The sequence below is a fragment of the Thiobacillus sp. SCUT-2 genome (assembly GCF_035621355.1).
GTDB classification, from domain to species: Bacteria; Pseudomonadota; Gammaproteobacteria; order Burkholderiales; family Thiobacillaceae; genus Thiobacillus; species Thiobacillus sedimenti.
Genome location: NZ_CP141769.1, coordinates 463,348 through 480,047, shown reverse-complemented (window position 1 = coordinate 480,047; position 16,700 = coordinate 463,348). Strand labels below are relative to the sequence as shown.

Below are 16,700 nucleotides of genomic sequence, written 5' to 3'. Positions count from 1 at the left end.
TTGACGATCAGGGGCGAACGGGCACGTCGGCAACGGCCTGCGCTATGTAAGGCACACGCAAAAAGCAAATGACCCGGAAGCCGACACCGGGTTCCGGGTATGTGCTGCTTGCGTCTGCCGCGGGTTTCCCCGCAGCATTCGATCGGGTCGAATAGGTCACCGGAATGAGGCGGCCCGCTTGCGCGAGCCGCCCGACGGACCGCTGACTTACTTGACCTCGACGGTGGCGCCCGCTTCTTCCAGCTGCTTCTTCAGCGCGTCGGCGTCGCCCTTGGCGATGCCTTCCTTCACCGGCTTCGGTGCGCCGTCGACCAGATCCTTGGCTTCTTTCAGGCCCAGGCCGGTGGCCGCACGCACGACCTTGATGACTTCCACCTTCTTCTCGCCGGCGGAGGCCAGGATCACGGTGAATTCGGTCTGCTCTTCGGCAGCGGCAGCGGCACCGCCGCCGGCGGCCGGCGCGGCCACGGCGACCGCAGCGGCAGCGGCGGATACGCCGAACTTCTCTTCCATCTCCTTGATGAGCTCGGACAGCTCGAGGACGGTCATGTTGGCGATGGCGTCCAGAATGTCAGCTTTTGCAACAGCCATTTGTATTACTCCTGTCAATTATGCTTCAGATTAAAAACGGTATCGTTGGTCGGGTCGCCGGCAAGCTGCTCAAGCAGCCTGCTTGTCGCGCACCGCAGCCAGCCCGCGAACAAATTTGGTCGGAACTTCGTTGAGCGTCCGGACAAATTGCGCGATCGGGGCCTGCATGGTGCCCAAGAGCTTGGACAGCAGTTCTTCGCGGCTGGGCATGCTGGCCAGATTCCCCACGTCCTTGGCGGACATGACGAAGTTGGGCATGGCACCGGCCTTGACGACGAACTTGTCGTTGGTCTTGGCGAACTCGTGCATCACCTTGGCGGCCGCCACGGGATCCTTGGAGATGCCGTAGGCAAGCGGACCGACCAGCTGGTCGGCGAGGCCTGCAAACGGCGTATCCGCGATCGCGCGGCGAACCAGCGTGTTCTTCAACACACGCAGATAGACCCCTTGCTTGCGCGCCTGCGCGCGCAACTGGGTCAGGTTCTCCACCGTGATGCCACGGTATTCGGCAACGACGACCGTCTGGGCGCTTGCGACTTGCGCAGCCACCTCGGCAACGACGGCTTTCTTTTCATCAAGATTCAGACTCAAGGTCTTACCTCCTTCTCAGTTACGGAGCGTTGCCCGCCCCGGCTGGCGACCTTGACAGGAAAATCCTGCTGGGGAACGCCATCTGCGTAGGTCCTGCGTGATGCAAACAGAGGACGGCAAGACCGTCGCCCGTTTGCCACCCGCCCGGATTAAACCCTCGCGAGTGCCTACGGTCTTTGACAACCCGCCGGCCCGTGCTGCAGCCGGCGGCCCAAAGTTCGCTCGGGCATCCCGTGCAGGGATGCCCGGAATCACATTACGCGCTGACGCTGGCCTGGTCGACGCGAACACCCACGCCCATGGTCGAGGAGACCGACAGGCGCTTGAAGTAGACACCCTTGGAGCTCGCCGGCTTGGCGCGCTGCAGCGCGTCCAGCAGGGCGACCAGGTTTTCCTTCAGGTCGTCGACGCTGAACGAGGCACGACCGATGGTGCAGTGCACGATGCCGCCCTTGTCGGTGCGGTACTGCACCTGGCCGGCCTTGGCGTTCTTCACGGCACCGACCACGTCGGGCGACACGGTGCCGACCTTCGGGTTCGGCATCAGGCCGCGCGGACCGAGGATCTGGCCGAGCTGGCCGACCACGCGCATCGCGTCGGGCGTGGCGATCACGACGTCGAAATCCATCTTGCCCGCCTTGATGTCGGCAGCGAGGTCGTCGAAACCGACGATGTCGGCGCCGGCGTCACGCGCCTTCTGCGCGTTGTCGCCCTGGGCAAACACCGCGACGCGGATGGTCTTGCCGATGCCCTTGGGCAGCACGACGGCGCCACGGACCATCTGGTCGGATTTGCGGGCATCGACGCCGAGGTTGACGGCGACGTCGATCGACTCGTCGAACTTGGCGGTCGCGGTTTCCTTCACCAGCGCCAGCGCGTCGGCGACGGCGTAGTTGCGGGTGCGGTCGATCTTTTCCTTGAGCGCGCGCAGGCGCTTGGATGCGTTAGCCATGTCAGACTCCCTCCACGATGATGCCCATGGAACGGGCGGTGCCGGCAATGGTGCGCACGGCCGCGTCCATGTCGGCCGCGGTCAGGTCGGGTTCCTTGGTCTTGGCGATTTCTTCCAGCTGGGCGCGGGTGATCGTGCCCACCTTGTCGACGTGCGGCTTCGAGCTGCCCTTGTCGAGCTTGATCGCCTTCTTGATCAGCACGGTCGCGGGCGGCGTCTTCATGATGAAGGTGAAGCTCTTGTCCGCGAAGGCGGTGATCACCACGGGGATCGGCAAGCCGGGCTCCATGCCCTGGGTCTTGGCGTTGAACGCCTTGCAGAATTCCATGATGTTCAGGCCGCGCTGACCGAGCGCGGGGCCGATGGGGGGCGACGGGTTCGCTTTGCCCGCCGGCACTTGCAGCTTGATGTAGCCGACAATCTTCTTGGCCATGATGGCTCCTAAAAAGTGAGTACCAACGCGCTTTCGGTTGCCCTACTCGCGCTCCTCTCCGGAAAACCGGATATTTTCCTCTTTCCGGCGTGCGCCGGAAATCAGCTCTTTTCGACCTGGCCGAAGCCCAGCTCGACGGGCGTCGCGCGCCCGAAAATCATGACCGACACGCGCAGCTTGCTCTTGTCGTAGTTCACTTCTTCGACGTTGCCGTTGAAGTCGGTGAACGGGCCGTCGATCACGCGCACCGTCTCGCCCACTTCGAACAGGATCTTGGGCTTGGGCTTTTCCACACCCTCGCGCATCTGATCCATGATCGCCTGCACTTCCTTCTCGGAAATCGGTGCCGGCTTGGTCGCCGTGCCGCCGACGAAGCCGGTCACCTTGGGCGTGCTCTTCACCAGGTGCCAGGTGTCGTCGTCCATCTCCATCTGCACCAGCACGTAGCCGGGAAAGAACTTGCGCTCGGCGGTCTTCTTCTGCCCCGCCTTCATCTCCACCACTTCCTCGACTGGAACCAGGATCTCGCCGAAGCGATCCTTCATGCCGGCACGCTCGATGCGCTCGGCCAGGTTGCGCGCCACGCTTTTCTCGAAGCCGGAGTAGGCATGAACCACGTACCACCGCATACTCAACTCCCCTGTCCCATGGCCAGCTTCACCAGCCACAACAAAATTCCGTCGACCATCCACAGAAACAGCGCCATCACCACGACGAACGCGACGACGACCCCCGTCATCTGCACGGTCTCCTTGCGGGTGGGCCACACGACCTTTTTGGCCTCGTCGCGCGCATCAAGGGCGAACCGGAAGAATCGCTTGCCCAACGCCGACATGCCGGCCACGACACCCGCCAGCACCACGCCGGCAACGACCGACAGGACGCGCACAACGGTTGGCGCGTCCGCAAAAAAATAAAAGCCGGCCACCCCTAAGATGACCAGCAATACCGCTACCAGCAGCTTGATTTTGTCAGCCATGAATGCTGTGCGCCTAACGGCTTATCCTGTGGCAGGCCAAGAGGGTCTCGAACCCCCAACCTTCGGTTTTGGAGACCGACGCTCTACCAATTGAGCTATTGGCCTGTATTACTTCAGGCCGGAGCGGACCGCAGCCCACCCCAGCCTTCCGGCCGAGCCGGGTCTTACTCTTCGATCTTGGCCACGACGCCGGCGCCGACGGTGCGGCCGCCTTCACGGATGGCGAAACGCAGACCTTCGTCCATGGCGATCGGGGCAATCAGCGACACCTTGATGCTCACGTTGTCGCCAGGCATCACCATCTCGGTGCCAGCCGGCAGCTCGATCGAGCCGGTGACGTCGGTGGTGCGGAAGTAGAACTGCGGACGGTAGCCGTTGAAGAACGGGGTGTGACGACCGCCTTCGTCCTTGGACAGCACGTAGATCTCGGCCGAGAACTTGGTGTGCGGCTTGATGCTGCCGGGCTTGGCCAGAACCTGGCCGCGCTCGACTTCTTCACGCTTGGTGCCGCGCAGCAGGACGCCGACGTTGTCGCCCGCCTGGCCCTGGTCGAGCAGCTTCCTGAACATCTCGACGCCGGTGCAGGTGGTCTTCTGGGTGGGCTTGATGCCGACGATCTCGATTTCTTCGCCAACCTTGATGATGCCGCGCTCGACACGGCCGGTGACGACGGTGCCGCGACCGGAGATGGAGAAGACGTCTTCGACGGGCATCAGGAAGGGCTTGTCGATGGCGCGCTCGGGCTCGGGAATGTAGGAGTCCAGCGCGTCAGCCAGCTTGATGATGCTGGGCTCGCCGATGTCGCTCTGGTCGCCTTCGAGGGCCTTCAGGGCGGAACCGATGATGATGGGGGTGTCGTCGCCAGGGAAGTCGTACTTGGACAGGAGCTCGCGGATCTCCATTTCGACGAGCTCGAGCAGTTCGGCGTCGTCGACCATGTCGGCCTTGTTCATGTAGACGATGATGTAGGGCACGCCAACCTGACGGGCGAGCAGGATGTGCTCGCGGGTCTGCGGCATGGGGCCGTCGGCGGCGGACACGACGAGGATGGCGCCGTCCATCTGGGCGGCACCGGTGATCATGTTCTTGACGTAGTCGGCGTGGCCGGGGCAGTCAACGTGCGCGTAGTGACGGGTGGAGGTCTCGTACTCGACGTGCGCGGTGTTGATGGTGATGCCGCGCGCCTTCTCTTCCGGCGAGCTGTCGATCTCGTCGTACTTCTTGGCAGCGCCGCCAAACTTCTTCGCCAGAATGGTGGTGATCGCCGCGGTCAAGGTGGTCTTGCCGTGGTCAACGTGTCCAATCGTGCCAACGTTTACGTGCGGCTTGGTCCGCTCGAATTTTTCCTTAGCCATTTCAAGTACCCCTCAATTTTCCACAAGAACGATGCGGTCAATCACGCACAGCATCCCGACAACCGCCTGACTTCAAAAACCTTGCGGGCACCGGGACCGGCGCGGCGCCCGAAATTCTGGTGCCCATGGGCAGGATTGAACTGCCGACCTCTCCCTTACCAAGGGAGTGCTCTGCCACTGAGCTACATGGGCAATGGACTCAATACCCGTCTAAGCCCATACAAAAACTGGAGCGGGTGAAGGGAATCGAACCCTCGTCTTAAGCTTGGAAGGCTTCAGCTCTACCATTGAGCTACACCCGCATGGGGTGGGGCCGTGGTTGACAAGCCGCTCACGCGCCAACAACCACACTCCTCCCGCTTCGCCCTGCTCCTACTGCAAAAATCTGGTGGTGGGGGAAGGATTCGAACCTTCGAAGGCAGAGCCGTCAGATTTACAGTCTGATCCCTTTGACCGCTCGGGAACCCCACCCAAACGAAGCGCGAGATTATAGTGGGCCTGCAGACAGGCTGTCAAACCCCCGCGCCGCAAAAACCCGGGCTTTTTACACGTTGAACAGGAAATTCATCACGTCGCCGTCCCGCACGACGTATTCCTTGCCCTCCGCGCGCATCTTGCCGGCCTCCTTGGCGCCCTGCTCGCCCTTGCAGGCGACGAAGTCCTCGAACGAGATCGTCTGCGCACGGATGAAGCCGCGCTCGAAGTCGGTGTGGATGACGCCCGCCGCCTGCGGCGCGGTGTCGCCCTTGTGGATGGTCCAGGCGCGCACTTCCTTCACCCCGGCGGTGAAATAGGTCTGCAGGCCAAGAAGATCATAGGCGGCACGGATCAGACGGTTCAGGCCCGGCTCGTCCCAGCCGAGTTCCTTCAGGTATTCCACGCGGTCTTCCGGCGAAAGCTCCTGCAGCTCGGCCTCCAAGGCGGCGCAAACCGGCACGACCGGCGCGCCTTCCTTGCCGGCATAGGCCACCAGCGCGTCCAGCATCGGGTTGTCGTGGAAGCCGTCCTCGCTGACGTTGGCGACATATAGCGTCGGCTTGACCGTCATCAGGCAAAGCGGCTTGATCGCCGCCAACCCCTCGGCATCGAGGCCCGCGGCACGCGCCGGGCGGCCCTCGTTCAGGGTCGCGACCACCGGCTTCAGCGCCGCGACCATCTTCTGCGCCTCCTTGTCGCCGGCGCGCGCAGGCTTCTCGTAGCGCGCCAGGGCCTTCTCGGCGCTCGCCAGGTCAGCGAGCGCCAGCTCGGTGGCGATGGTCTCGACGTCGGAAATCGGATCGACCTTGCCGGCGACGTGGATCACGTTCTCGTCGTGGAAGCAGCGCACGACGTGGCAGATCGCGTCGGTCTCGCGGATGTTGGCGAGGAACTGGTTGCCCAGGCCCTCGCCCTTGGACGCGCCGGCGACCAGGCCCGCGATGTCGACGAATTCGACGATGGCCGGCACGACCTTCTGCGGCTGGATGATCTCGGCCAGCTGCGCCAGGCGCGGGTCCGGCACCTCGACCACGCCGGTGTTCGGCTCGATGGTGCAGAAGGGATAGTTCTCGGCCGCGATGCCCGCCTGGGTCAAGGCGTTGAACAGGGTCGATTTGCCGACGTTGGGCAGGCCAACGATGCCGCATTTGAGGCTCATGGTGCTTCCTGAAGTTTGGTGGGTGCGGGTTTGCTGTTGGCGCGCTGGGTGGCGGCGTTCCACTCGCCCTTCTCGACCAGCGGCACGAGATCGAGCGCACGCTCGATCGCGGCGTCGATTTCCGCCTGCTCCTCGCGGCGCGGCGGCTTCAGGACGTAGTTGACGACCTCGTTGCGGTCGCCGGGATGCCCGATGCCGACGCGCAGGCGCCAGTAGTCCTGGGTGCCCAGATGCGCGGTGATGTCCTTGAGGCCGTTGTGCCCTCCCATGCCGCCGCCGAACTTCAGGCGAAGCTGGCCGGGCGGGATGTCGAGTTCGTCGTGCACGACCAGGATCTCGGCCGGGGCGATGCGGTGGAAGCGCGCCAGCGCACCCACCGCCTGCCCCGAACGGTTCATGAAGGTCTGCGGCAGGAGCAGCCAGAGCGGGCCGGCACGCCCGACGATGCCATGGAATCGCGATTCGTGGGCCAGCGCCACGCCCCGTTCGCGCGCAAGGCGGGTGCAAAACCAAAACCCGGCATTGTGCCGGGTTTCTTCGTAGTCGCGCCCCGGGTTGCCGAGGCCGACGATCAGACGCGGGGCGATTGGGCTAGGCGCTGACATGCAGCACGCAGTCCGCACCCCGCGAGGGGGTGCGCATCCGCATTACGCCGCGGGAGCCGCGGGTGCTTCTTCGGCCGCACCGCCCTTGGGCGCACTGACCGACGCCACGGCAGGGTTTTCCTGCTTGACGTGGGCGACCAGTTCGACGCCGGCCGGAAGGACGAGGTCATTGGCATGGATCGAATGTCCGACTTCGAGTTTGCCCATGTCGACTTCGATGAACTCCGGCAGACTGCCCGGCAGGCACTCGACGTCAAGCTCGTTCAGGATGTGATGCGGCTTGCCGCCACCCGTCTTCACGCCCGGTGCGACGTCGGCGTTGAGGAAATGCAGCGGCACCTTGACGTGGATCTTGTGATCCTTGTCGACGCGCTGGAAATCGATGTGCAGCACCTGCTGCTTGTAGGGATGCCACTGGGTGTCGCGCAGCAGGACCGATTCCTTGGCGCCGTCGACGTTGAGCGTCAGGACGGATGCATGAAAGGCTTCCTTGCGCAGGGCATGGTAGAGGGCGTTGTGATCCAGCTCGATCTGCATCGGGGCGGCGGTGCCGCCGTAGACGATGCCCGGGACCTTGCCGGCGTGGCGCAGGCGGCGGCTCGCACTCGACCCTTGCGCTTCACGCTTGTTGGCGATGACTTCGATTTCCATGAGATTTCTCCTTGGTTGACATAAGAGCCCCCGCGACCAGGGGCATTCGCGCAGCCCTACTCGATGAAGAGCGAGCTGACGGAATCCTCGTTGCTGATGCGGCGGATCGTTTCCGCCAGCAGCTCAGCCACCGACAATTGCCGGATTTTCTTGCACGCGCGCGCGTCGTCGCGCAGCGGGATGGTGTCGGTCACCACCAGTTCGTCGAGCGCGGAATTCGTCACGCGCTCGGCGGCGCTGCCCGACAGCACCGCGTGCGTGCAGTAGGCCATCACCTTCTGCGCGCCGTGTTCCTTCAACGCATTGGCCGCCTCGCACAGCGTGTTGGCCGTATCGACCATGTCGTCCATGATGATGCAGGTGCGATCCTTGACGTCGCCGATGATGTGCATCACCTTCGCCACGTTCGGCTTGGGGCGGCGCTTGTCGATGATCGCCAGATCGCATTCGAGGCGCTTGGCGATCGCCCGCGCCCGCACCACGCCGCCCACGTCCGGCGACACCACCATCAGGTTGGGATGGTTGCGCTTCCAGATGTCGCCGAGCAGGATCGGGCTGGAATAGATGTTGTCGACCGGGATGTCGAAGAAGCCCTGGATCTGGTCCGAGTGCAGGTCCATCGTCAGCAGGCGGTCGACCCCCGCGCCCTGCAGCATGTTCGCCACCACCTTGGCGGTGATCGCCACGCGCGCCGAGCGGGTGCGGCGATCCTGCCGCGCGTAGCCGTAGTACGGCACCGCCGCGGTGATGCGGGCAGCCGAGGCGCGCTTCAGCGCGTCGACCATCACCATCACTTCCATCAGGTGGTCGTTGGTCGGCTGGCAGGTCGACTGCAGCACGAACACGTCCTTGCCGCGGACGTTCTCGAGAATCTCGACCATCACCTCGCCGTCGGAAAAGCGCGACACGGTCGCACGCCCGAGGTGGATGTTGAGATGGCGCACCACATCGTTGGCCAGACGGGGATTGGCATTCCCCGTGAACACCATCAGATTGTCTATGGACACGCGAGTCTCCGGCGGTTTGGCGGGACAACAACAAAAACAGCCGCCACCGGCGGCTGCTCGCTAAATTCTGGCTGGGGAGGTAGGGATCGAACCTACGAATGTCGGAATCAAAATCCGATGCCTTACCACTTGGCGACTCCCCAACGGGCACTGCTCAGGCGCAGAAATCGTACAGCGGATGCCGGTCGAGACCCTGCGCCACAAAACCCTGCATCGTCGCGGGCAGCTGCTGCAGCACGTCGCGTGCCGCCGCTTCCGTCCCGAACGCTGCGAACACGCAGGCGCCGGATCCAGTCATGCGCGCTTCGCCGAACCGGCCCAGCCAATCGAGATGGCGAGCCACTTCCGGGTAGCGTTCCACGACCACCGGCTGCAGGTCGTTGTGACCCATGCCTGCGGAAAAGGGCGCTATTTTGAGGGCTGGCGTGTTTCGTGTCAATTCCGGCGCCGCAAAAATTGCAGCGGTCGGCACCTGCACCGGCGGCACCAGCACCACATACCAGGCCGCAGGAACATCGATCGGGCGGAGGACCTCGCCCACCCCCTCGGCAAACGCGGTCCGGCCGAATACGAACACCGGCACGTCGGCCCCCAGCCGCAGGGCGAGCTTCTGCAAGGCCTCGCGCGGCAGGTTCACCTGCCAGAGACGGTTCAGCGCGAGCAACACGGTAGCGGCATCCGAACTGCCGCCGCCCAGCCCACCGCCCATGGGCAGCACCTTCTCGAGGCGGATGCCGACGCCCGCCCCTTCAGGCGCATGCGCCTGCAGGAGGCGCGCCGCGCGCACCGTCAGGTCATGTTCCTCCGGCACGCCGGGCAAGTCGCCCTCGCGCACCACACGGCCGTCCTCGCGCAAGCCGAGATGGACGGTGTCGCTCCGATCGATCAGCCGAAACACGCTCTGCAGCAGGTGGTAGCCATCGGCGCGGCGGCCGGTGACGTGCAGGAACAGGTTGAGCTTGGCGGGGGCCGGATAGGCGTGGCTCATTCGTCCGTCCACTGGTCGGCCACCAGGCGCAGTTCCAGCCCTTCGCGCGCGACGACCAGCTTGCGCGGCCGCGCCGGCATGGCATCCTCGTACTGCAGGTAATCGATGGTCCAGCCATCCTGCTTGAGCTGCGTCAGGCGGCCCGAACCGTCGCGGGTCGCTTCGAACGGCTGTCCGGGCGCGGGGCGGGCCTGCACCCACCAGGCCAGGCCGGCCACCGGCAGTTCGTAGCCGAGCGCCTCCCGCGTCAGCGTATCCGCATCGCGCGCACGGCGAACCGGCTGATTCGGCAGTTCAAGCGCGATCCCCGCGCCATCGCGCACGATGCGCGCGACACCCTGCCCGAGCGGCGAGGTCAGCAGCAGATCGTCGGATTCCGCGCGGTGCTGCCAGCGGATGTGGCCCGACATGTTCTGCTCGCTGCTCAGCACGCCGATGCGCCCCTGCAGCGTCCAGTTGGCCGCCGGGCGCGCCCCTTCCAGCGCACCCGGCGGGGCTGGCGCGACCGAGGCACAACCACCGAGGACGAGCGCCAGCAGCGCTGCGGCGAATGATGCGCGCATCAGGGCTTGAGGCGGCGCAGCGTTTCCAGCAGCACCTCGTTCTGCGGATGGTTCTGCAGGCTGCTCTGCCAGAGCTTCCCCGCCTCGTCGCGCTGTCCGCGGAACCACATCACTTCACCCAGATGGGCCGCGATCTCCGGGTCCGGGCGCAGCTTGTAGGCACGCTCGAGGTAGTCCTGTGCCCGTGCCAGGTTGCCGGCGCGGTACTGCGCCCAGCCGACGCTGTCGAGAATGAAGGGGTCCTCCGGCGCCAGCGCCAGCGCCTTGTCGAGCAGCTTGATCGCCTCGTCCACGCGCTTGGTGCGGTCGGCCAGCGTATAGCCGAGCGCGTTGTAAGCCTGGGCGTCGTCGGGACGCAGGATGATCACGCGGCGCAGGTCGGACTCCAGGACGTCGAGCTTGCCCAGCTTTTCGGCCGCCATGGCATGGTCGTACAGCAGGTCGGCCGAGTCGGGATAGCGCTTGAGCCCGTCGGACAGCGCGGCGAAGGCCGCCGGGTAGCGCTTGGCCTCGCGCAGCACCTCGGCCTGGGCCTGGATCAGCCGGACGTTCTGGGCGGTGTTCTCGCCGCGGGTGGCCTTCAGCAGTGCGACGGCCTCGTCGAGCTTGCCCGCCTGCGCCAGCAGCGCAGCCTGGCGCGCGCGCGCCGGCACCAGATAGCTGCCGCCCTCGATCCGCGCATAGTGCGTCGCGGCGACGTCGGGCTGCTTCAGCTGCTCGGCCGCCTGTCCGAGATAGAACTGCACGGCGTTCGGATCACGCGGCTTGTTTTCGAGCGTTTGCGCGAGGAGATCGCGCGCGGTGGCGGCGTCACCCATCTGCAGGGAGAGCAGGCCCGCGGCGAAGCTGACTTCCGCATTGCCGGGGAAATCGCGGGTCAGCCGGGTGAATTCGGTGCGTGCGGCATCGAGGCGGTTGGCGTTCACCAAGGCGCGCGCGTAGGCCAGCCGCAGTTCGCGCGCGTCGGGGTGGGCGGCGAGGAAGCCCTGCATGAAAGCCAGCGCGTCGGCATGCGACGTGCGGTCGAGAAGCTGGGCGTGCAGCAGGGCCGCCGGCTCCCAGCCCGGGCGCAGGCGCTCGGCTTCCGCAAGCGCCGCCAGCGCCTTGCCGTTGTCCCCGGCCGTTGCGGCGGCTTGGGCCACCGCAATGCGTGCCTCGGGCAGGTCCGGATAATCGGCGGCCAGCCGCTCGATGAGGGCCACGCCGTCCGCGCTGCCGCGCACCCGGCCCATCAGGGCTGACAGATGAAGGAAGCCGGTCGCCGTGTCCTGCTTGAGAAGCTCACGCAACACCGGCTCCGCCTCGGCGAAGCGGCCCTCGCCCAGCAGCAGGACCGCCAGCGTCTGCCGTGCGCGATCGGAGCCCGGCTCCGCGCCCGCCCATATCCGTGCCGCGTCGAGCGCACCCGCCTGGTCGTGCGCGAACATCGCCACTTCGGCGGCGCGTCGCGCGATGCGGGGATCGCGCGTCTGCCGCGCCAGGTCGAGATAGGTGGCATCGGCAAGGGCGATGTCCCCGCGCTGCCCCGCCACCTCGGCGACGAGGAACTTGAACAGGATGTCCGGGGTGAGGGGCTGCTTCGGCAGGCTGGCGGGATCGATGGCGTCGGGCGCGGGCGCGGCCGCATGCGGCGTCGCCGCCACGGCGGGCGGCTGCGGCTGCGTTGCCGTCGCCGCGGGCTGGGCGGGCTTGACGCCGAGCTGGCTGCACCCGGTCGCGAGCACCAGCGCAGCGCAGAGAGGAAGGAGCTTGAGAGAGGTCATGGTGTGCCTAATGGGTGGGGCATGGGCCGATTCTAAGCGTTAGAGGCCGGCCTGTATGCAAGGTTCGCGGGCGGTCATTGCGTGCGCAGCGCCTCGATGGGATCCAGCCCCGCGGCGCGCCGCGCCGGATAGAAACCGAAGAAGACGCCGATCAGGAAGGACACCCCGACGGCAAGCAGGACCGACGTCGCCGTGACGTCCACCGGCAGTCCGGCGAAGTGGCCGACCAGCCAGGCCCCGCCGACGCCGAACAGCAGGCCGATGCCGCAGCCGGTCAGCGACAGCGTCAGCGCCTCGATCAGGAATTGCCACAGCACGTCGCGGCGACGGGCCCCGATCGCCATGCGGATGCCGATCTCGCGGGTGCGCTCGGTCACCGACACCAGCATGATGTTCATGATGCCGATGCCGCCCACCACCAGCGAAATGGCCGCGATCGCGCCGAGCAGCAGGCTCATGATGCGGGTGGTGGAAGCGGCGGTCTCGGCGAGCGCGGTCAGGTTGCGTACGGTGAAGTCGTCGTCCTGTCCGACGCCGATCCGGTGCCGCACGCGCAGCAGGTCATTGATGGCCGCTTCGGCTGCGTCCATGCGCTTGTCCGAAATGGCCTGCGCCATGATGAAGCGGGCGCGATTGCGCAGCGTGCTGCTGAAGATCTTCTGCTGCGCGCTGGTGATCGGCACCAGCACGGTGTCGTCCTGGTCGCGGCCGTCGAGGCTCTGGCCCTTCGCCGCGAGCACGCCGATCACCTCGAACGGCGCCTGCTTGATGCGGATGATCTTGCCGATCGGATTCTCGTCGCCGAACAGCTCGTTCGCGACCACGGCGCCGAGAACGGCAACGCGCGCGCCGCGGCGCACGTCGGCCTCGCTGAAGAAGCTGCCCGAGGCCATCGACCAGTCGCGGACCACGGCATAGTCCGGCGTCGTGCCGTACACCGAGGTGTTCCAGTTGACGCCGCCGTAGATGATCTGCGCGCCGCCCGGGAATACCGGTGCGGCCGCGACGATGTCGGGCAGTTCGCGGATCGCGTCGGCGTCGGCGAAGGTGAGCGAGGGTGCGGTTCCGGTGGCGACACGCGCGCCCCCCGACGAGACCGCGCCCGACATGATGATGAAGAGATTGCTGCCCATCGACTCGATCGCGCTCCGCACCATCGTCTGCGCGCCCTGGCCGATCGCCAGCATGAGGATGACCGCAGCGACGCCGATGACCATGCCGAGCATGGTCAGGAAGCTGCGCATGCGGTGCGTGACGAGCGCGTGCCAGGCGGTCTCGAGCAGACTGCTGAAGATCATGCGGCGGCCTCGGCTCGATCCTCGATGACGCGGCCGTCCTGGAAACGGATGCGCCGCTGGGCGTAGGCTGCGATGTCGGGCTCGTGCGTCACCAGCACCAGCGTGATGCCTTCCTCGCGATTGAGCTGGCTGAAGAATGTCATCACCTGGCGGCTCGTCTCGGTATCGAGGTTGCCGGTCGGTTCGTCGGCGAGGATGAGACGCGGATGCGTGGCCAGCGCGCGTGCGATCGCCACGCGCTGCTGCTGGCCGCCCGACAACTGCAGCGGCGTGTGATGAGAACGGTCGCCGAGGCCCACGCGGTCGAGCATGGCCTGCGCCTGCCGCCGGCGGGCCTCGCGCCCCATGCCGGCATACATCAGCGGCAGCGCGACGTTGTCGAGTGCGGTGAGCTTCGGCAGCAGATTGAAGCCCTGGAACACGAAGCCGATGTCGCGGTTGCGCAGGGCGGCAAGCTCGTCCGACGAGAGGCTGCCGACGTCACGGCCGGCGAGGCGGTAGCGGCCCCGCGTCGGCCGGTCGAGACAGCCGAGCAGGTTCATGAAGGTGCTCTTGCCGGAACCCGACGCGCCCATGATGGCGACGAACTCGCCCTCGCCGATGCTGAGGCTCACGCCGCGCAGCGCATGGAACACGCCCGCCCCCGTCGGGTAGTCCTTCTCGACCTCGGCCACCTCGATCAGCGGATGCGACGCGTTCATCAGAACAGGCGTCCGCGCATGCCGCTGTTTTCCTTCTGCACCGAAAGGTCGGCGACGATCACGGCGTCGCCCGGCTTGAGGTCGCCGCGCACGATTTCCGTGTAGGCCTTGTCGCTGATGCCGGTCTTGACCGGCACCCGTTGCGGCCTGCCGTCGACCAGGCGGTAGACCGCGGCACCACGCACCTTGACGGCGGCCTCGCCCGGCGCGGCACGGAGCCGGAAGCGCAGTGCCGTCGTCGGTACCCGCAGCACGTTCTTCCGGCTTTCGACCTCGACCTGCAGGTTGGCGGTCATCCCCGGCATCAGCGCCAGATCCGGGTTGGCGACGTCGACGACGACGTTGTAGGTGACGACGCTCTGCTCGGTCTTGGCGTTGAGCCGCACCTGTCGCACAGATCCGGTGTATTCGGTATCGGGAAACGCATCGACGCGGAACTTCACGCGCTGGCCGACCTTGATCTGTCCGATGTCGGCTTCCGACACGGTGGAATCGATCTGCATCCGCGTGAGGTCCTTGCCGATCTGGAACAGCGTCGGCGTCTGGAAGCTGGCGGCGACGGTCTGGCCGACGTCGACCTGGCGGTTGATCACGGTCCCGTCGACCGGCGAGCGGATGATCGAGAAGCCCAGGTTGGTGCGGTCACGCGTCACCTGCGCGCTCGCCAGCCGCACCTGCGCCGCTGCCTGCTCACGCGCCGCCAGCGCCTGGTCGAACTCCTGCCGCGAGACATAGTCCTGCTTGAAGAGCGTCTGCATGCGCGCCGCGTTCGCCTCGGCCAGTTTCAGCTGCGCGCGGGCATTGGCGAGGTTGGCGCTGCTCTGCGCCAGCGCTGCCTCGAACAGCGCCGGATCGAGTTCCGCCAGCACCTGCCCGGCCTTCACCGGTTGATTGAAGTCGGCCTCGATGCGCCGAACCGTGCCGGACACCTGGGTGCCGACGTTCACCAGGGTCACCGGATTGAGCGTGCCATTGGCCGAAACCTCGGCGGCGATGTCGCCGCGGTCCACGGTCGCGGTGCGATATTGCGGTTCCGCTGCCTTGCGCGTGCCGCTCCACCACCAGCCGGCGGCAAGCGCCGCCGCGACCAGAAGCACCCCTACGACAATCTTTCTCATCGCTTCCCTTCCTGTCCGGACGGTTCCAGCCAGTCCCAACTCAAGTCTCCCATGGCCTGTGCCAGTTCGGCGCGCGCCACCCTCAGCCCGAGCCGCGTCTGCAGCTGCGTCTGCCGCGCCAGGGCGAGGTTGGCCTGCGCGCTCAGCACGTCCAGCAGGATGCCGAGTCCCGCGCGGTAGCGGCCGAGCGCCAGCCTTTCGGCCGCGACGGCGCTGTCGACCAGTTCGCCGCTGCGGCGGTCCGCCTCGGTCTCGCTCTTCACCTTGTAGTACGCCTGCCAGACGTCGAGCGCCACCTGATTGGCCACGCGATCGCGTTCCGTCGCGGCCAGCTCGGCCTGCGTGCGCGCGGCGGCGACCTCGTAGGTGCTGCGGTAACCGGTGAACAGCGGAATCGTCAGGTTGACGCCGATGCTGGAACTCGTCGATGCGAGGCCGCCCCCATTCTGCCGCTGGGCGTCGTAGAACGCGGACAGGCTCGGCTTGCCCGCCGCCTTCGCGCTGCGCACGTCCGCCTGGCGGGCGCGCACCGTGGCTTCGGCGGCCCGCAGGTCGGGCCGCCGGTCGCGCGCGGCGTCGATCAGCGCATCGAGCGGCCCGCTGAGATCCGGCGCCTGGCTGAAGGCCGGCTCCTCGTCGATCACGCTGAAGCCGGTCTGGCGGGCGTCCCCCATCAGCGCCGCCAGCGTTCCGAGCGCCTGCGCGGCGGCGGCTTCGGCGCGGATGCGGTCGATCTGGCGCTGCGCATAGACGGTCTTCGCCTGCAGGCGGTCGAACGGGATGGCGGTGCCGGCGGCGACGCGCGCCGACGCTGCCTCGAACGCGGCGAGCGCCGAGGCCTCGGCCTCGCGCGCGACCGCCACGGCGCCCTGCGCGGTCAGCAGGCCGAAATAGGCGCTCACCGTCTGCAGGTACACCTGCCGCACGCCGGCGTCATGGCTCGCACGTGCGGCCGCGAGCAGCGACTCGGCCGCATCGCGCCGCGCCGCGCGCCCGCCGAAATCGAACAGCAGGTACTGCGCATCGAGCCCGAACTGCCAGGCATTGCGATCGTTCGGCAGCACGTCGCTTCCCGCGCGCGCCCGGCTGCCGCTGACGGTCACGCCGGGAAGGTAGGCGCTGTAGGCCTGTCCCAGTTCGGCGGCACGCAGCCGCACCGTGAGCCAAGTGCTGCGGGTGGCCGGGTTCGCGCACAAGGCCCGTTCGACTGCCTGGGCGAGCGTGATCGGGCCCGCCGGGGCCGATGCGTCGCAGGTGGCGAACGGCCGCAGTTCGGCGGCCGGCGTCGGCGGCGTGCGCTCGAACACCTTGAAGGGATCCGCAGCGAAAGCGGGGCCGCTGACGAGCAGCACCAGCAGGAGGGAAAATCGGACGTTCAAGATGGAAAAATGGCTGCGAAGCGGGCGCGATTCTATAGAATCGCAGTGTACCGGTTCGGTTCCCGCTTGCCGACAAAGATCGCCGAACCG

At 66.6% G+C, this 16,700-nt stretch carries 18 protein-coding genes and 5 tRNA genes; all 23 read right to left on the bottom strand.

The genetic code is table 11. The annotated features are described in order from the left end of the window. Positions 1 to 207 precede the first annotated feature (207 nt). Entirely contained in the window at positions 208 to 591 is a 384-nt protein-coding gene (rplL, locus tag VA613_RS02290) for a 50S ribosomal protein L7/L12 (protein WP_324780252.1), read from the bottom strand. 69 nt (positions 592 to 660) lie between these two features. Continuing rightward, a complete protein-coding gene (gene rplJ, locus VA613_RS02285; protein WP_324780250.1) occupies positions 661 to 1,182 on the bottom strand; it encodes a 50S ribosomal protein L10 in 522 nt (173 codons plus the stop codon). A 256-nt stretch (positions 1,183 to 1,438) separates the two neighbouring features. Next, a complete protein-coding gene (rplA, locus tag VA613_RS02280; protein ID WP_324780249.1) occupies positions 1,439 to 2,134 on the bottom strand; it encodes a 50S ribosomal protein L1 in 696 nt (231 codons plus the stop codon). Position 2,135: 1 nt separating this feature from the next. After that, positions 2,136 to 2,567, bottom strand: a complete 432-nt coding sequence (gene rplK, locus VA613_RS02275) for a 50S ribosomal protein L11 (RefSeq protein WP_324780248.1) — start codon at positions 2,565 to 2,567, stop codon at positions 2,136 to 2,138. Positions 2,568 to 2,668: 101 nt separating this feature from the next. Continuing rightward, positions 2,669 to 3,202, bottom strand: a complete 534-nt coding sequence (gene nusG / locus VA613_RS02270; protein WP_324780247.1) for a transcription termination/antitermination protein NusG — start codon at positions 3,200 to 3,202, stop codon at positions 2,669 to 2,671. Continuing rightward, on the bottom strand, positions 3,199 to 3,546 hold the full coding sequence (gene secE / locus VA613_RS02265) for a preprotein translocase subunit SecE (RefSeq protein ID WP_324780246.1): 348 nt from the start codon (positions 3,544 to 3,546) through the stop codon (positions 3,199 to 3,201). Before secE ends, nusG begins: the two co-directional genes overlap by 4 nt. Positions 3,547 to 3,575: 29 nt before the next feature. Beyond that, a tRNA-Trp gene (locus tag VA613_RS02260) sits at positions 3,576 to 3,651 on the bottom strand. Between the two features lie 59 nt (positions 3,652 to 3,710). Then, complete coding sequence (gene tuf, locus VA613_RS02255) at positions 3,711 to 4,901, bottom strand: elongation factor Tu (protein ID WP_324780245.1); 1,191 nt, start codon at positions 4,899 to 4,901, stop codon at positions 3,711 to 3,713. A gap of 117 nt (positions 4,902 to 5,018) precedes the next feature. Beyond that, positions 5,019 to 5,093 (bottom strand) — tRNA-Thr (locus VA613_RS02250). A gap of 36 nt (positions 5,094 to 5,129) precedes the next feature. Further along, positions 5,130 to 5,203: transfer RNA gene (locus tag VA613_RS02245), tRNA-Gly, on the bottom strand. A gap of 84 nt (positions 5,204 to 5,287) precedes the next feature. Then, a tRNA-Tyr gene (locus VA613_RS02240) sits at positions 5,288 to 5,372 on the bottom strand. Positions 5,373 to 5,445: 73 nt separating this feature from the next. Next, entirely contained in the window at positions 5,446 to 6,537 is a 1,092-nt protein-coding gene (gene ychF / locus VA613_RS02235; protein WP_324780244.1) for a redox-regulated ATPase YchF, read from the bottom strand. Beyond that, a complete protein-coding gene (gene pth, locus VA613_RS02230) occupies positions 6,534 to 7,142 on the bottom strand; it encodes an aminoacyl-tRNA hydrolase (protein ID WP_324780243.1) in 609 nt (202 codons plus the stop codon). Before pth ends, ychF begins: the two co-directional genes overlap by 4 nt. Positions 7,143 to 7,184: 42 nt before the next feature. Next, positions 7,185 to 7,793 (bottom strand): 50S ribosomal protein L25/general stress protein Ctc, encoded by a 609-nt coding sequence (locus tag VA613_RS02225; protein WP_324780242.1) that lies wholly within the window; start codon positions 7,791 to 7,793, stop codon positions 7,185 to 7,187. 56 nt (positions 7,794 to 7,849) lie between these two features. Then, positions 7,850 to 8,800 carry a ribose-phosphate pyrophosphokinase gene (locus tag VA613_RS02220; protein ID WP_324780241.1) on the bottom strand — a complete coding sequence of 317 codons (951 nt, stop codon included), beginning with the start codon at positions 8,798 to 8,800 and terminating at the stop codon, positions 7,850 to 7,852. Positions 8,801 to 8,868: 68 nt separating this feature from the next. Beyond that, a tRNA-Gln gene (locus tag VA613_RS02215) sits at positions 8,869 to 8,943 on the bottom strand. Between the two features lie 11 nt (positions 8,944 to 8,954). Then, complete coding sequence (ispE, locus tag VA613_RS02210; RefSeq protein WP_324780240.1) at positions 8,955 to 9,788, bottom strand: 4-(cytidine 5'-diphospho)-2-C-methyl-D-erythritol kinase; 834 nt, start codon at positions 9,786 to 9,788, stop codon at positions 8,955 to 8,957. Further along, positions 9,785 to 10,351 carry a lipoprotein insertase outer membrane protein LolB gene (gene lolB / locus VA613_RS02205; protein WP_324780239.1) on the bottom strand — a complete coding sequence of 189 codons (567 nt, stop codon included), beginning with the start codon at positions 10,349 to 10,351 and terminating at the stop codon, positions 9,785 to 9,787. The genes ispE and lolB overlap by 4 nt, the downstream gene beginning before the upstream one ends. After that, on the bottom strand, positions 10,351 to 12,114 hold the full coding sequence (locus tag VA613_RS02200) for a tetratricopeptide repeat protein (protein WP_324780237.1): 1,764 nt from the start codon (positions 12,112 to 12,114) through the stop codon (positions 10,351 to 10,353). The genes lolB and VA613_RS02200 overlap by 1 nt, the downstream gene beginning before the upstream one ends. A gap of 74 nt (positions 12,115 to 12,188) precedes the next feature. Continuing rightward, entirely contained in the window at positions 12,189 to 13,409 is a 1,221-nt protein-coding gene (locus VA613_RS02195) for an ABC transporter permease (RefSeq protein ID WP_407702876.1), read from the bottom strand. Beyond that, on the bottom strand, positions 13,409 to 14,113 hold the full coding sequence (locus VA613_RS02190) for an ABC transporter ATP-binding protein (RefSeq protein WP_324780235.1): 705 nt from the start codon (positions 14,111 to 14,113) through the stop codon (positions 13,409 to 13,411). Before VA613_RS02190 ends, VA613_RS02195 begins: the two co-directional genes overlap by 1 nt. Then, the gene (locus VA613_RS02185) at positions 14,113 to 15,231 is read right to left on the bottom strand and encodes an efflux RND transporter periplasmic adaptor subunit (RefSeq protein WP_324780234.1); all 1,119 of its coding nucleotides are present in this window, start codon (positions 15,229 to 15,231) and stop codon (positions 14,113 to 14,115) included. Before VA613_RS02185 ends, VA613_RS02190 begins: the two co-directional genes overlap by 1 nt. Beyond that, positions 15,228 to 16,610 (bottom strand): TolC family protein, encoded by a 1,383-nt coding sequence (locus tag VA613_RS02180; protein WP_324780233.1) that lies wholly within the window; start codon positions 16,608 to 16,610, stop codon positions 15,228 to 15,230. Before VA613_RS02180 ends, VA613_RS02185 begins: the two co-directional genes overlap by 4 nt. Between the last annotated feature and the right edge of the window lie 90 nt (positions 16,611 to 16,700).